Raw genomic sequence first — 14,469 nt, forward strand, 5'->3', positions numbered from 1 at the left:
CTGAACAGTTCGAGATTGGTCAGTTAACACGCGAACAGCGAAAACAAGTGTTGGGAGGTATCCATACCCACAAACAGCAGCGGCATAAATCCCCCGCCGATGAGTTTGAGGCGCTGGCGTACAGCATTACCGTCGGCGACTGTACCGAATATGACACCCGCAGGGCAGAAAGCTATCTCAAGGCCGCCCAGGAAATTAGGCGGAGAGAGCAGGTTTTATCACCGGAAATCGCCGGACTGGCGGGCTTAGTTCAGTCATGGGCGAAAATGAAGAAGGTGCTGATCAGTAAACCGCAGACCTTACAGCTGGCACGCGGCAATGAAGTGACGGTGCTGGATACGGTATATCGCGCACATCCGGTTACTGGTGAGCTGTTAGTTACGGGGGTGGACATACACTGGCGAAAAACTCTAGCGAAGCACAAGGCGGACACTCTGATTAACCGTTGGCGTCAGGCGGCTAGGGAAGTGTGATTCACAAATCATACTGTGATTTTATATAGGATTACGCTTTCATGTTCGGATGATAAGTGCAATACTATTAAAATAGTCCGGAATGTGTTTTTATTTTTTTGTTGTATATCAGGAGGTTGTGATTCCCATGGGCGATTTAAGCGGCATTCAGTCTGATTTAGCCCAGCTGGTTAGGCTGGTGATAGCCGAACAATATGATGATGTTAGGTTGTATGTCGCTCGTTTAGTTCGTAAGTATCGTGACTCATCACCTGAATTGGCGGCTCAGCTTGATCAATACTTGCGTTCGAAACCTGCGAACAGCCACAACAGCTTGCGTAAGGCATCTAGCCCCACGCACACAGTTTCCCCACAGCCTTTGCCTGTGGATGATGAATCGCGATTAAGTCTACTGAAGACGCCAGTTCTGAAAGATGAACTTGAAAAACCTGTACTTTCGGAAAAAAATGAATCGGTATTAGACAGGCTCATACTCGAGCGCAAAAGTATCCAACGGTTAAACGACTTGGGATTGTCACCGACGCGATCTGCAATTTTCGTAGGTCCTCCAGGGGTGGGCAAAACTTTAACGGCAGCTTGGTTGGCAAAACAACTCAATGTGCCATTTTATATCCTTGATTTAACTGCTGTTATGAGTAGTTATCTTGGCAAAAGCGGTAATAATTTGCGAGCAGCATTAGATTACGCAAAGAAAAAACCATGCGTATTATTACTTGATGAAATTGATTCGATAGCTAAAAAACGTAGCGACGACTCTGACATTGGTGAACTCAAGAGACTAGTAACAGTCATCTTACAGGAAGTTGATGAATGGCCGACAAATTCTTTATTGTTGGCGGCCACAAATCACGAGGAGTTGATCGATCCTGCATTATGGCGCCGCTTCGATATGATAGTTAACTTCGAGAAACCAGATGCTGCAAGTATTTCTGATGCGTTAAGAAGGTTTTCAGGGCCTGATTTTGCAATGTTTTCACGCTGGGTTGATATTTTGACCTTAACGTTTAAAAATGAATCATTTAGCAACATTGAAAAAGAAGTAAATAAATTCCGTAGAGCAGTGGCATTAGGGATTGCATCTGATCAGGAATTAATTGAAGAGTTTATAAAAAGTAGGATTTCTCTATTGGAACGTACTGAGAAGCTGGAGGTGGCTTTAAGCCTCAGTAAAGAGACAAAGCTCTCACAGCATTCTATCTCAGATATTACCGGGGTTAGTCGAGATACTATCCGTAAACATCGTGCCTCTGAGGGCACAGTTGCATAAAAGGAACGGTAATGGCTACTAATTTTTTAATAGGTCGCGGTGAATTGCTGGCAAGTGCTGTTGTTGGCCCTCGACGCGGAATGGATAAATCAGAGGTTTACACTTTTGCTGAAGCAAAGCAGAGATTAATACCTCAAGTTGAACAAGCAACATCTGATTTGGATGATTTGCCAGCTGTTGCTTGCCCAAATGATTTTGCTGTAGCTACTTTAACACTTAACCCTAGTTATATTGCTCGTTCTTTTTTTCCGGATACTTTACTCCGGGAAAATAACCTGCAATCAATAGGAAGTAAGACTGTTAAAATTAAGCCTGACGGTTGGAAACGCAAAACCGAAGTGACAGAGTTTCCAACTACCCAAATTTTTGTGGCGGGTAAACGCTCTTCTTTCAAAAATATAATTCCATGGGTACAGTCTTTAGACGATGGTAGTGACGAAGCGATAGACTTCGCACGAATTGAAATGTTTTCTGCTTATAAGCCAGAAGAAAGAATAGTCCCCTTTAGCAATAGGGAAGCCGGCGAGTTCTTCGAGGTTGGCATACATCTTTTACCGAGTAACAATAGTGACCTAGTTCAATCAGCGTTTATGGGTTATGCCGAAGATAATGGCATTACTCTTTACTCAGAGCTTTCTTTTACGGCGGGTAATCTTTGGTTTGTCCCCGTTCAGTGCGGTCAAGAAAAAATCGAGACTTTATCCTTATTTACATTTGTTAGGGTAATTCGCCCCGTACCTCCCCTGCGCGGTATTCGTCCAATACAAAGAGCCTCGGGTGTTAAAATTCAAACATTATTACCCAGCGATCCACCTGTAAGTGATTTAAGAGTAGCTATTTTAGATGGTGGTCTGCCTAAACAACACTCAATACAGAAATGGCTTAATTCATATCGAGTTATGGATGATGGTGCTTCGGATGATAGCGATGCGTTACAGCATGGCCTCGCAGTAACATCAGCGTTTCTTTTTGGCCCCTTAAAAGCCAGAACCATGGCCCCTCGACCATATTCTTATGTTGATCACTTGAGGGTTTTAGATGCCGACATCTGTAATGAACATCCTCTTGAACTTTATAGAACTCTAGGGTTGATTGAAGAGGTTCTTCTTTCTAGACAGTATCAATTCATTAACTTAAGTTTAGGGCCTAATTTGCCTATTGAGGATTCAGAAGTTCATGCATGGACTTCTGTGATCGATGATCTGCTCAGCGATGGTGAAACGCTGATGACAATCGCTGTAGGAAATAATGGTGAGATGGATAAAGAGTCTGGCAATGCTAGAATTCAAGTACCTGCTGACTCAGTGAATGGTCTTTCTATTGGTGCAGCCAATTCTACAGACTCTAACAAATGGGCGCGATCCTCATATAGTGCTATGGGGCCTGGAAGAAGCCCTGGAGTTATTAAACCTGACTTAGTTACTTTCGGTGGTGAAGAGCGTGAATATTTTCACGTTCTAACTGACGATACAAATCCAGTAATCGCACCTCAAATGGGTACAAGTTTTGCCGCTCCATATGCATTACGTACAGCGGTTGGAATCAAAGCTCTTTTAGGTGGAGATCTAACAACATTGGCGATCAAAGCGCTTATGATTCATTCATGTTCTCAAAAAGATTATTCTCATGCAGAAGTTGGTTGGGGAAAACTACCTGAAAATATTAATGATATAATTGTAAGTCCCAATGGAGTAGCCAGAATCGTGTATCAAGGAGAATTGAAACCTGGCAAATACCTGAGGGCAGCATTACCAATACCAGATGGCGGTCTTAATGGTATGGTGAACCTAACTGCAACCTTTTGTTTTTCAACTTCTGTTGATCCTCAGGATTCAGCATCTTACACAAAAGCAGGACTCGAAATATCGTTCCGACCTGATGAGAGTAAGAAAAAACAAGGTGCTCAGAATGCTGACACCAAAGGTTTTTTTGAACTAAAAAAATATGCCAATGAGCAGGAGCGTCGCTCTGATATGGGCAAGTGGGAGACAGTGCTACATGCATCAAAAAGTATGCGTGGCACTTCTCTAAATAAACCTGTATTCGATATTCATTATAATGCGAGGCAAGGCGGAGGGGCGATACAAGGTAATAAAGCTGAGAAAATTAAATATGCATTGATACTTACGATAACTGCAAATAAACATCCGGATCTGTATAACGATATATTACGAAGTTATAACCAGATCTTGGCACCCATTCAGCCTCAAGCAACTATACCTGTCAGAACTTGATTATCCATCAAAAAGCCTCATGTTTGAGGCTTTTTTATTAACACTGCACAGAGAGGGATTGGGTCGGTATTATCTGCGTCGTATCGGGTATTGGGTTGAGACACTAGAAAAGCCCCTGCCAGCGGGCTGCTGAGGGGCTCACGTGCAGTGTAGCCAGTTGTGGTCATGTTGGCCGTTCCTCGTCTTTTTCTTTCTTGCACAATAGTGCGCAGATTTGCACAATTTTTTTGATATACTTTTTCCTTTTTAGGCCCATGCAAGGTGCGGTCTGAGGCCGGTTTGGTATATGCACGAAAAATGGAAGGGTAGCTGCGCGCAGGTGACGGGGGGCAAGCCCCCGCAAACGGGTCAGGGTAGGGAAGGCGGAAGAATACGCAATTTCACGGGTTCTGAGTCACGGTGAGCGGTGATTTTAGGTAGAGGCATGCCTCTCGCGCAGGCAAAAAGCAGCGACGCGCAGAGGGGCGCTGATGCGGGATTCTTTAAGCAGTAAAGATGAGGCCAGCGAAAACGCTGGCCTGGTATAGATGGCTGATGTTGTTTAAAGAAACTGAATTTTTTTGGCGGTTATTTCTCAGGGGTAAGCAACGCATATGGGTTGAAACGGATCACCTCTTCTCCTAGCCACTCGTTGACCACCTTCAGAGCCTCCATTACTGGCGTCAGCTCGTTGATAGCGTAGACCCGTGCGGCCTTCTCGATATCCCCAAACGATCCATTTCCTGCTGGCATGGCGCCCATCAGCTGCGGTGGGATACGGTGCGCCGCGAGTATGTCGTCCCTGGTGGCGTTCTTAATGTTGATAAACTCATCTTTCGCCGTGATCTGTTGAAACGGCAGGATCTGAACGCCATCCTTGCCGCCTCCTGGCGCATGCAGCAGTACGTTTTTAAATGCCCCTTTCCCGCGAGCGCCGGTCAACGTTTCTTTGACTGTTTTCATGCTTTTATCGTCAATTTGTCCCGCGCCGATATAGACAATGCATCCCGCGTGGGAGCCGTTGTCGTAATACAGCTTGCGGAACATATCAGCGGAGTGTGACAAACTGGCCGCCAGCAGCGCTGCCATATATTCGGGCATGCCGTAGACCTCCTGATTAATGTCAGGATTTAGAACGTGACACACTGAACCCGGTTTAAACGAGTGTTCCTCTTTCCAGCGCCGGATGAACCAGTATTGATCGAGATCCGTACTCCCACGCCGGGTGTATTTCGCCAGTGAATGCCGGAAGGGAAGTAGCCCGCCCAGGCGATTGCGCGGTAGTTCAAGGTAGGCATTGCCAAACGTGAACCAGTCCAGCGCGAAGGCTGAGAAGGTTTGACGGTTGAGCAGCTTGTGCGGGATAAAACAGCCGGTGAGCACATTACGTTTGAAGTACAGGGCAGACTCATGCCAGGCGCTCTGGCGCGGAGCTTTAGCCAGCCCATAAAAATCTACCGGTGTTTCATAGTATCGCCCGTTATCCAGGCAATAGAGATTGTCCAGCAAATCGGCCATATCACGCACGGGATAAGGGCCATCAAAGCTGAACGCTGTCAACGCGGGATCGGCCTTCAGTGACTCCGCAATGTCAGAACCGGCGGTGCTGGCTATCGGCTTTTTACCGTATTTCTTTTTCACAGTTACCATCCCATTGCGAAACCACCGCCGCCACTTTCCTGGCCCAACGGTTCATTAATAATCGAAAGCATGGTTGCCCACGCCATATCACCATGGCTTACGCCGCGCGATCGGTCAGTTTCGTAAGTGATGAAACCGCCGGGCGTAACAACTTTGCGAACAGCGTTAAAGGCTCTCACCAGGCCCTGCTCGCTGCGGTCATATTCCCAGCGGCCGGCGCGGATGACCTGCAACATTTTGAGGACAAGGGCGCGCTTGGAAGAGAGGCTCATCTGGTAGCAAATAGCCGCCGGGAACCAGTTTTTAACAATCTGCCAGACCGCCTCCCCGACGCCTTGTCCGTCGATGGCGATGTGAGTGACGTTGTAGCGCTCGGCAGCCTCTTTGATGACCGCCGCCTGCTGCTCAAACTCCAGCCCTCGCAGTTGCTTCAATTCAACCGTGCGAAACCGACCGCCAGCCACAAGGGGAGGGACCGTCACGGACAGAGCACCGGCATCACCATTGCCGCTGCCGCCGTTGGCGTCGTAGCCCAGCCACACTTCACGTTGGCCCATAGGGCGACTGGCGAACGGTTTCCAGTCGGGCCAGTCGTCATACCCGTCAGCGCCGCACCCCAGTAACTGGCTAAGATTGAACGCGCTTTCGCCGTCTTTGACGAACTCGCACATGTACAGGTTTTCAAATTCATCAGGGCTGTTTTCGTCCCGGATTTCATCAATGTCGGTGTAGTCCCAGCCGTTATTGATAGCATCCTGAATAGTGACGATTTGCCGCCACGTTTTGTCCGGGTAAAGCACGCCGCTATGGGTTTTCTTCCAGGACACGTCAAAGTCAACGCGCTGCGCTTTAGGCCGTTTCGCATTCCATCGATCGCCGGTCCAGAACTGATAGGCTTCATGGCTTTCGCTGGATGGAGTAGAGAAGTAAGTACGCGTTAAGCCTTTAAGTGTTGCCATGGCGCCGGCGACCTTACGCAGGTTGATAAAGTTTCCTGTCCAGAAAAACTCATCAAATCGCAGGTGGCCGGTGTACGACTGCGCCGTCGCCGCCGACGTACCGAGAAAATGCAGCTCTGCGCCGTTTGACAGCGTGATTTGCTCGCCGCCTTTAAGTTCGACGTCCACCTCTTCAGCCGCTTTGCGGATGAAGTTGCGGAACTGTAGCGCCTGCTTTCGTGATGCTGACAGAAAGATTTGGTTGCGCTGGTAGTCGTGCTTAACGTCTGTTCTCAGTGCGCCCAGCAATGCCTCGCGGGCAAAGTACCAGGTAGCGCCAATCTGCCGTGATTTGAGGATCATCCGGTTACGCTGATCTCGTTGTTCGTACCAGCCGCGCTGATGCCATGCGAGAGAGTCGAGAATTTTTAAGCGCAACGCCTCGATCTGCTCCTCGGAGAAGTGGTTTTTCTTCTTGCGACGACTGGTTTTTTTTACGCCGCTGATAGTGGAGGCCTGCCCGGTATCTAGCTTTTTCAACTGCCGGGTTAACAGATCAATCTCTTTGAAATCGCCACTGGTTTTATTGTCTTTCGCGCTCAACTGGCAGAGACGGGTATCAATGGATTGCGTCACCCGTTTGATGGGCGTTGTGTCATCCCATGCGTCGCGCTTTTTCCACGAATAAACCGTGTTTGAGTTGATACCCATGAGTCGCGAAATTTCGGCGGGCGGGTAACCCTGCCAGTAGAGCTGCTTTGCCCTCAATCGAATAAACGCATCCTGAATCATCACTTCCCCCTTTTGAGCAGGGAGATTACCTGCGCGCGATCCTCGCGGCTCGGGCTTTCAGGTCTGGCCGTTCTCCGACAACAAAACCGCGTGGCGCCGGGCTTTCAGGCTCTGCGATGATGCAGCGACTGACATTAATCAACAGGATAAAACGACATGGCCAGCACGACTAAACCCGCCCGCAAAAAGTTTCGCGTTGCGGTTTCCGGCGCTACCGTTGACGGGCGCGAGATCCAGCCGCAGCACCTCCGCGATGCGGCGGCGAGCTACAACCCGGCCGTTTACGGCGCCCGCGTGAACGTGGAGCACTATCTCTCCATGCTTCCTGATAGCAATTTTGGCGCCATGGGGGATGTTGTTGCTTTAAGCGCGGAGGATATCACCGAAGGGCCGCTGGCCGGTCGTACGGCGCTCTATGCCGAGATCGACGCTTCGGCACGAATGAAGCAGCTCACCGATGAAGGAAAAAAAATCTATTCCAGTATTGAGCTGCATCCGCAGTTTGCCCTTAACGGTAAGGCGTATGTGGTCGGCCTGGCGATGACGGACACCCCGGCAAGTCTGGGGACTGAGCGCCTTAAATTTGCCGCGCAGCAGCGCGCGCAGGTGATGGCCTTCAATAACCAGCAGATCGAGGCGCCGCTGTTCTCTGATGCGCTTGAAGCTGAAGTGATCGAATTGGCAGCTCATCGCAGCGAGGAGGGCGTCAACTGGTTCAACCGAGTGATGGGCATCCTTGGCAAAGGCCAGAAAACCGACGATCAGCGTTTCAGTCAGTTGCATCAGGTTGTTGAAGCCGTTGCTCAATCTCAGGCAGACCAGATTGACCGGTTCAGAGCCCTGGAACAGGAACGCCAACAGGATAAAGCCACCATTCAGCAACTGACCAGTGAACTTAACGAGCTGCGCGGTCAGCTTCAGCTCCAGCCCGCAGAAAATTACAGCGCACGACCGGCGGCAACCGGCAACAGCAGCGCGCAGCTTGCAGACTTCTAAGAGGTAACCATGGAAAACCAGACCCGCGAACTATTTGATAAGTACATTGTGCGCCAGGCACATCTGAACGGTGTCTCACCCTCAGCCGTTGCCAATCGTTTCAGCGTCGATCCGACTATCCAGCAAAAACTGGAACAGGCCGCCATGGAGTCGGATGACTTCATGAAGCTGGTTAACCACTTTGGGGTTAAAGAGCAGGAAGGGCAGAAAGTAAAAATTGGCAGTAAGGGACCGATGGCGAGCACTAATAACAGCTCGGACGGCACCAATCGCCGTAACCCTGCACCGAACCATAACAAAGAGCCGCAGAACTACCACTGCCGCAAAACCAACTATGACTATGCGCTTTCGTATGCGGAGCTGGACGCGTGGGCCGGTCACCCTGAATTTCAGTCATTAATCAGTAATGCTATGGCTCGTCAGCTGGGGTTGGATCGCCAGATGATTGGCTTTAATGGCACGCATTACTCTGAAAACTCCGACCGCACGACCTACCCGTTATTGCAGGATTGCGGCGTTGGCTGGCTGCAAAAAATCCGCAATGAAGCGCCGCAGCGCATTATGCCGGGTATCACGCTGACCTCCCGTGATGAGAATAACGCGGTAATTGCGTCAGGCACCTACGGCAATATTGATGCCGCCGTGCTTGATGCGCGTCACAGCCTTATGGATCCCTGGTTCCGCCGCGCTCCCGGCCTGGTGACTGTGCTCTCGTCCGATCTGCTGCTGAAAGTGAACCTGCCGAAAGTGAACGCGCTCAGCCAGACCAATCCGAATACCGAACTGCTGGCCGCGCAGCTCATTGTCAGCCAGGAAAAGATCGGCGGTCTGCCGACGGTCTTTGTCCCGGGCATTCCTGAAGATGTCGTGCTCATCACTAACCTGAAAAACCTCTCTGTGTACTACCAGAAAGGCTCCCTGCGTCGCTCTATCCGGGAGGAGCCGCACTACAACCGCGTGGCGACTTACCAGTCCAGCAATGATGACTATGTCATTGAAGAGTACGGCATGATTGCCATGATCGATGGCGTGACATTCGCCTGATAATCCCCATCACATGGCGGGCAGCAAGCCCGCCCAGGAGAATGAACGCATGCTGACACCGGCACAAAGACACTTTCAGAAGGTTATGGCAGAGAGGCGGGGCATCAGTGATGAGCGTGACGCGGAGACGCGCACCGCGCATGAGCAGATCCTCTTTCGCCTGCATATGCATAAATCCTCGCTGAGCCAGATCCAGTCCCGCCAGGCGAAGGCTGCTGTAAAGGCCAGCATCCTTCCTGAGTTTCAGGGATGGATTGACGGAACTATCGAGGGCGACAGCGGACGCGCCGATTCGGTTATCACTACGCTGATGGTTTGGGCGGTGGACTGCTCCGACTATGCACTGGCGCTGCGCATCGGGCGCTATGTCGTTAAGCATGGCCTGAGCATGCCGGATGACAACTATCGCCGCCCGGCACCCACGGTGCTGACCGAGGAAATCTGCAATCCCATTCTTAACCTCGCCACCACGGACGCCGGAGCCGATTTGTCAGGCTATATCGCCATGCTGGACGAGCTGGCCGAAATTGTGGCTGACAGTGATATGCCGGATGAGGTCCGCGCGAAGCTGTGCAAGGTGAGGGCATTTTGCCGCCGTGACACGGAAGACGCGGAAACGAAAGGCGAAGCGCTGAAACTCTTCCGGGAAGCCATGAGCCTGAACCCGGGTGCAGGTGTGAAACGGGAGATCGCCTCTCTGGTCAGCACCCTGAAGAAGGCACCGCAGATCAGCGCGGCGGGAGGTTATGCGGAAGATGAGACTTCATTCAGAGATGCAGCGGCACCCGAAACATCCGCAGCAGAAAAAGCCACACGAACACGCAAGCAGACGAAAACGGCGGCCGGCACTCAAAAAGCCACCCGCAAAACGGCGGCAAAAAAGACAACGAAAACCGCCACAAAGTAAACGCCTGAGCGTAATGAACTGGCCCCGCGCCACAGGCGGCGCGCCCGGCGATCTGCCCGTAATGCGGTCTTTTTACCGGACGCCCACCGCCTGACCTACCGGAGAAACGACGATGAGTTTTATCGCACAGCGCCCCGTCAGACCTGCTGAAAGTGATGTGACAGACGTGGACGACGGCGGCGCACAGATTGCCATCGGAACTTTCTGGCCGACGGTAAAACTCCACGATCTGCGCCTGGCTGCCCGCATCGCCGGTGACATTACAACATCCCGATTAATGCATATGGCAACGGAGGCCGCGCTGCATGTCGCGGATCAGTTGAAGGACTGGCGCAAGCAAAGGGAAGCGGAAGGCGCGGAGTCACTGGCTTCTGTACTGCTGACTTCCGCCGGTGAACCTGTCGAGCAGATTAACGGCGAAAGCGCAAAAGTTTATCGCTTCCGACGCGCGGTCTACTCCTTCACGCGCGCCAGCGTACTGGAAGGTTACAGGGACGTCGGCACCACGCCAAAGGGCGACAAGGATGCGGAGGCCCTGGACAGGCAGATCGACGATCTATGGCGGGACGGGCGCTGGAGTATCGCGGACATTCGGGAAGAAGCCCGTATTTATGCGGAGCTGTTCTGATGAAAGTCAGGGCGTTGCAAAATGACACGGTTGATCAGCTCTGCTGGCGTCATTACGGCAAAACCGCAGGTGTCACGGAGAAGGTGCTCGAAGCCAATCCGGGACTGAGCAACCAGATATTTTTGAATGCCGGGCAGGAGATCGAGATGCCCGTGATAACCAGCGAGGTGGAACGGGTAACCGTCCAGTTATGGGAATGACTCTGGATCGTATTAACGAATATTTTGCGTTTGCAACATCCGCCCTGGTGACCGGCGTAGGCGTCATGACCGTCAGCGAAAAACTGGCGCTGGCTGGCCTTCTTCTGGGGATTGTTTCCGCCGTCCGGCTGGCGATTCACCGCCGCCGCATTGAGCAGGCCAGCCAGCGCCGTAACGATTTGATAGAGCAGATTCTCCACCAGGCGGAAACCCGCAACCTTTCGGACCGCGAGCGGCAGCTGCTGGAGCAACTGCACGGGGATAACCCGACATGAAGAACATCATCAAAAAATGTTCGATTGCGGTGATTGTGGCTCTGGGTATTTCGCTAGCGCCCGGGAGCGTCAGAACATCGAAAGAAGGGCAGCAGAAAATTGCCGGTTGGGAGGACTGCCGCAGCACGCCTTATTACTGCACGGCGGGCGCTCTGACCATTGGTGTCGGCTCCACGGGCGGCGTGGAAAACCGCGAATACAGCAACCAGGAAATAGCGCGGCGCTGGGTTAACGATTTGCAACGGGCTGAAAACTGCATCAATAACAATTTCCACGGCGCCGACATGCCCCAGCTCACCTTTGAGGCCATGACGGATGCCGCCCTGAATCTGGGCTGCACCGGGCTGATGTGGTTCACCGATAAAAACGGACGCAAGCAGAGGACCACGATCTGGAAGCATGCCCAGGCCAGACAATGGCCGCAGATGTGCAACAGGCTGACTGATTTCGTCAATGTGGGCGGTAAGCGCTCCGCCGGCCTGGTTAACCGGCGCAATGATTTTAAAGCCTGGTGCCTGCTGGGCCTGAGTACGCCGTCATGAGGGCGGGCAGTGTGATTGTGATGCTTGTCCTTCTGGCTGCTGTCTGGTGGCAGACCGACCAGCTGAGCGAGGCCAGGACCCGCAACAAGTTGCTGACCGAAACGGCGACCGGTTACGACCAGGTTATCCAGGAAGTGAAAGCGACCGCCATACAAACCCATAAGTTACTGGCAGAGGTGAAAGTCCGTGAGCAACAGCGTAATGCAGAAGGGGAGCGACGACGTGAAGCAATGCAGGCCGCGTTCAATGGTGACACGTGCGCTGTTACTCCTGTGCCTGACGCTGTCAGTCGTAGCCTGCAAAAACGCGCCGCCCGCGCCGGTCATTCAGTTGGTCCGTGAACCCGTCCCGGAGAGCCTGACCGAAGAGACGCCACGCCCGGCGCTGGATAAGCCAGTGACCTGGGGCGCGGTGGCGATATTCAGCGACAGGCTGATGGATGCGCTTGATGCCTGCAATGCTGACAAAGCGGCGATCCGCCAGTGGGACAGTCTGCGCCAGAACACCCGAAAGGAGCCATAAATGCTGAAGATAAACACACTCCGCGCCGCAATAGAGAAAGCAAATACCTGGTGCCGGGCGAACCCGGAAGCCTGGACGGTGTTTGTTGAAGAGGGTGGCATTGAAACCACCGGTGAAACACCGTCTTTCATGTATCGCTATTCTCTGGTGCTGTTCGTCATGAACTACGCCGGGAGCATTGACGACTTCACGCTGCCGCTGATGGCCTGGCTCTGGTTTAATCAGCCCGATCTGCTGCTGAACCCGGATAAAAACCAGCAGATTAAATTCACCACGCTGATTAACAACGACGACACCGCCGATCTGATGTTTGAGCTGCCGGTGCGTCAGCGGGTACTGGTGCAACTGGATGAAAACGGCGTGCCGTATGCCGAGCATTTGCCGGAGCCGCGCCCGTGCGTGCTGGTCCCTCACGCCTCTGGTTGGGGGCTGGTATTTGAAGGCATGCTTCAGGAGGCCGGAGCGTGAGCGATCGGATGTTCAGCGAGCTGGATCAGGTCTTTCAGGACATTCTCGACGGCGTCAGCCCGGCGGGGCGCACCCGTACCGCGCGCAAAATTGGCCTGGCAGTGCGCCGCAGTCAGCAGCGCCGTATCGCGTCGCAGAAAAACCCGGACGGCAGCGGCTACGCGGTACGCCGCCGCAAAGTTTACCGCACCCAGCAGGGGATCAAGTTCGTCTGGAATAATGAGGTCCGGGCGCTGAAAAACTGGCGGGGCGGGCGCGGTAAATATGGCCGGACAATCACGGGCTTTGATGAGAAACGCAGCGGTATACGCACCTTCTACCGGGCCGATATCGAGCGCTATCTGGAAATCAAAACGCAATCAGCGATGCAGACAGAGACAAAAAAAGCGCCGATGTTTACCCGCCTGCGCACCCTGCGTTTTATGAAAGTCAGACCGGACGCGGGCGGCGTCACCGTAGGATTTGATGGCATCGCCGCGCGCATTGCCCGTATTCACCAGTACGGCCTCAAAGACGAGGTTGGCCCGGGAGCTTACGCGCAGTACCCAGCGCGCGAACTGCTGGGCATGACTCCGGCAGACCTGATCGCTACGGAAAACGCCGTTATCAGCAGTCTGGGCGGTGCGTCATGAATGCTGAGCTGATGCGCCTGCTGGAAAACATTCTGCGTCTGGGCGTCGTGGAACAAATCAGCGCCGATAAGAAAGCGGTGCGCGTTCGCTCCGGCAGGTTGCTGACCACCTGGATCCGCTGGAACGTCACCCGCGCAGGGGCATTCAGCATCTGGCTGCCGCCCTCGATAGGGGAGCAGGTCTGGATCGGTTGTCCGGGTGGCAACCCTGAAAACGCGTTTGTGATTGGCTCTGCATACAACGCAGATAACCCGCCAACGGGCAGCAGCCTGCTGGAAATAAGCATCACCGCACCGGATGGCGCGCGCCTGCATTACGACGCCGCCGCCGATGCCGGAGCGCTGGCCGTAACCGGCATTAATACCGCGCATATCCAGGCCGAAACCCGCGTCACGCTGGACACGCCGGAGGTGGAATGCACAAACCACCTCAAAACGCGCACTTTCGAGCTGACCCACGGTGGCACGATGGCCGGTGATGTGATCCACTCCGGCGGCGTGTTGCAGTCAAACGGGATCACCGTACATGAACATAAACACGGTGGCGTGCAGTCTGGCGGGAGTACCACGGGAGGTCCGCAATGACAGCCAGTTATACCGGGATGAACCCGGAAGGCACCGGCGCGCTGACCGATCACGATCAGCTCTGGCAGTCCGTGACAAAAATCCTCACCACGCCAACAGGCTCCCGTGTGATGCGCCGGGACTTTGGCAGTGTGGTACCTGATTTACTCGATGCGCCACAGAACACCGTCACCCGCATGCAACTGATGGGCGCCACCGCTATTGCGCTGGCGCAGTGGGAGCCGCGGATCAGTCTGACCACCGTCAATGTGGTGTTTTCAGAAACAGGCGCGGTGACTGCTGAACTGACCGGCACTATCACGGAAACCATGACAGAAACCAGTAACACCATCAGGCTAAGGAGCTAG

Annotated in this window: 17 protein-coding genes; 15 read left to right on the plus strand and 2 right to left on the minus strand. The window is 52.9% G+C overall.

Annotation, left to right across the window (positions count from 1 at the left end):
* Positions 1 to 600: 600 nt before the first annotated feature.
* Entirely contained in the window at positions 601 to 1,740 is a 1,140-nt protein-coding gene (locus tag ACOI6Z_RS16180) for an AAA family ATPase (RefSeq protein WP_004213102.1), read from the plus strand.
* A gap of 11 nt (positions 1,741 to 1,751) precedes the next feature.
* Positions 1,752 to 3,974, plus strand: coding sequence for a S8 family peptidase (locus tag ACOI6Z_RS16185; protein WP_420687451.1), 2,223 nt, complete (start codon positions 1,752 to 1,754; stop codon positions 3,972 to 3,974).
* A gap of 567 nt (positions 3,975 to 4,541) precedes the next feature.
* On the opposite strand, the gene ACOI6Z_RS16190 is transcribed toward ACOI6Z_RS16185, so the two are convergent.
* Together ACOI6Z_RS16190 and ACOI6Z_RS16195 are read right to left on the minus strand one after the other, a co-directional pair.
* The gene (locus tag ACOI6Z_RS16190; protein WP_009486490.1) at positions 4,542 to 5,603 is read right to left on the minus strand and encodes a phage portal protein; all 1,062 of its coding nucleotides are present in this window, start codon (positions 5,601 to 5,603) and stop codon (positions 4,542 to 4,544) included.
* The gene (locus ACOI6Z_RS16195; protein WP_009486489.1) at positions 5,597 to 7,324 is read right to left on the minus strand and encodes a terminase large subunit domain-containing protein; all 1,728 of its coding nucleotides are present in this window, start codon (positions 7,322 to 7,324) and stop codon (positions 5,597 to 5,599) included. Before ACOI6Z_RS16195 ends, ACOI6Z_RS16190 begins: the two co-directional genes overlap by 7 nt.
* Before the next feature lie 156 nt (positions 7,325 to 7,480).
* On the opposite strand from ACOI6Z_RS16195, the gene ACOI6Z_RS16200 reads away from it, so the two are divergent.
* From ACOI6Z_RS16200 to ACOI6Z_RS16260, 13 genes are all read left to right on the plus strand, one after another.
* Entirely contained in the window at positions 7,481 to 8,320 is an 840-nt protein-coding gene (locus ACOI6Z_RS16200) for a GPO family capsid scaffolding protein (RefSeq protein ID WP_009486488.1), read from the plus strand.
* Positions 8,321 to 8,329: 9 nt separating this feature from the next.
* Positions 8,330 to 9,364, plus strand: coding sequence for a phage major capsid protein, P2 family (locus ACOI6Z_RS16205; RefSeq protein ID WP_004213107.1), 1,035 nt, complete (start codon positions 8,330 to 8,332; stop codon positions 9,362 to 9,364).
* A gap of 49 nt (positions 9,365 to 9,413) precedes the next feature.
* Entirely contained in the window at positions 9,414 to 10,271 is an 858-nt protein-coding gene (gene gpM, locus ACOI6Z_RS16210; RefSeq protein WP_075648453.1) for a phage terminase small subunit, read from the plus strand.
* Between the two features lie 112 nt (positions 10,272 to 10,383).
* Positions 10,384 to 10,899, plus strand: coding sequence for a head completion/stabilization protein (locus ACOI6Z_RS16215; protein ID WP_023339940.1), 516 nt, complete (start codon positions 10,384 to 10,386; stop codon positions 10,897 to 10,899).
* Positions 10,899 to 11,099, plus strand: coding sequence for a tail protein X (locus ACOI6Z_RS16220; protein WP_004131559.1), 201 nt, complete (start codon positions 10,899 to 10,901; stop codon positions 11,097 to 11,099). Before ACOI6Z_RS16215 ends, ACOI6Z_RS16220 begins: the two co-directional genes overlap by 1 nt.
* Entirely contained in the window at positions 11,090 to 11,374 is a 285-nt protein-coding gene (locus ACOI6Z_RS16225; protein WP_064175404.1) for a hypothetical protein, read from the plus strand. The genes ACOI6Z_RS16220 and ACOI6Z_RS16225 overlap by 10 nt, the downstream gene beginning before the upstream one ends.
* On the plus strand, positions 11,371 to 11,916 hold the full coding sequence (locus ACOI6Z_RS16230) for a lysozyme (protein WP_064175405.1): 546 nt from the start codon (positions 11,371 to 11,373) through the stop codon (positions 11,914 to 11,916). Before ACOI6Z_RS16225 ends, ACOI6Z_RS16230 begins: the two co-directional genes overlap by 4 nt.
* A gap of 20 nt (positions 11,917 to 11,936) precedes the next feature.
* The gene (locus ACOI6Z_RS16235; RefSeq protein ID WP_236947986.1) at positions 11,937 to 12,257 is read left to right on the plus strand and encodes a DUF2570 domain-containing protein; all 321 of its coding nucleotides are present in this window, start codon (positions 11,937 to 11,939) and stop codon (positions 12,255 to 12,257) included.
* Positions 12,247 to 12,438 (plus strand): hypothetical protein, encoded by a 192-nt coding sequence (lysC, locus tag ACOI6Z_RS16240; protein WP_064175406.1) that lies wholly within the window; start codon positions 12,247 to 12,249, stop codon positions 12,436 to 12,438. The genes ACOI6Z_RS16235 and lysC overlap by 11 nt, the downstream gene beginning before the upstream one ends.
* On the plus strand, positions 12,439 to 12,906 hold the full coding sequence (locus ACOI6Z_RS16245) for a phage tail protein (RefSeq protein WP_075648451.1): 468 nt from the start codon (positions 12,439 to 12,441) through the stop codon (positions 12,904 to 12,906).
* Positions 12,903 to 13,538 carry a phage virion morphogenesis protein gene (locus ACOI6Z_RS16250; RefSeq protein ID WP_075648449.1) on the plus strand — a complete coding sequence of 212 codons (636 nt, stop codon included), beginning with the start codon at positions 12,903 to 12,905 and terminating at the stop codon, positions 13,536 to 13,538. The genes ACOI6Z_RS16245 and ACOI6Z_RS16250 overlap by 4 nt, the downstream gene beginning before the upstream one ends.
* Positions 13,535 to 14,122, plus strand: a complete 588-nt coding sequence (locus ACOI6Z_RS16255) for a phage baseplate assembly protein V (protein ID WP_075648447.1) — start codon at positions 13,535 to 13,537, stop codon at positions 14,120 to 14,122. The genes ACOI6Z_RS16250 and ACOI6Z_RS16255 overlap by 4 nt, the downstream gene beginning before the upstream one ends.
* Entirely contained in the window at positions 14,119 to 14,469 is a 351-nt protein-coding gene (locus ACOI6Z_RS16260; RefSeq protein ID WP_004131573.1) for a GPW/gp25 family protein, read from the plus strand. The genes ACOI6Z_RS16255 and ACOI6Z_RS16260 overlap by 4 nt, the downstream gene beginning before the upstream one ends.

Source organism: Klebsiella sp. C239 (genome assembly GCF_048822715.1).
GTDB classification, from domain to species: Bacteria; Pseudomonadota; Gammaproteobacteria; order Enterobacterales; family Enterobacteriaceae; genus Klebsiella; species Klebsiella quasipneumoniae.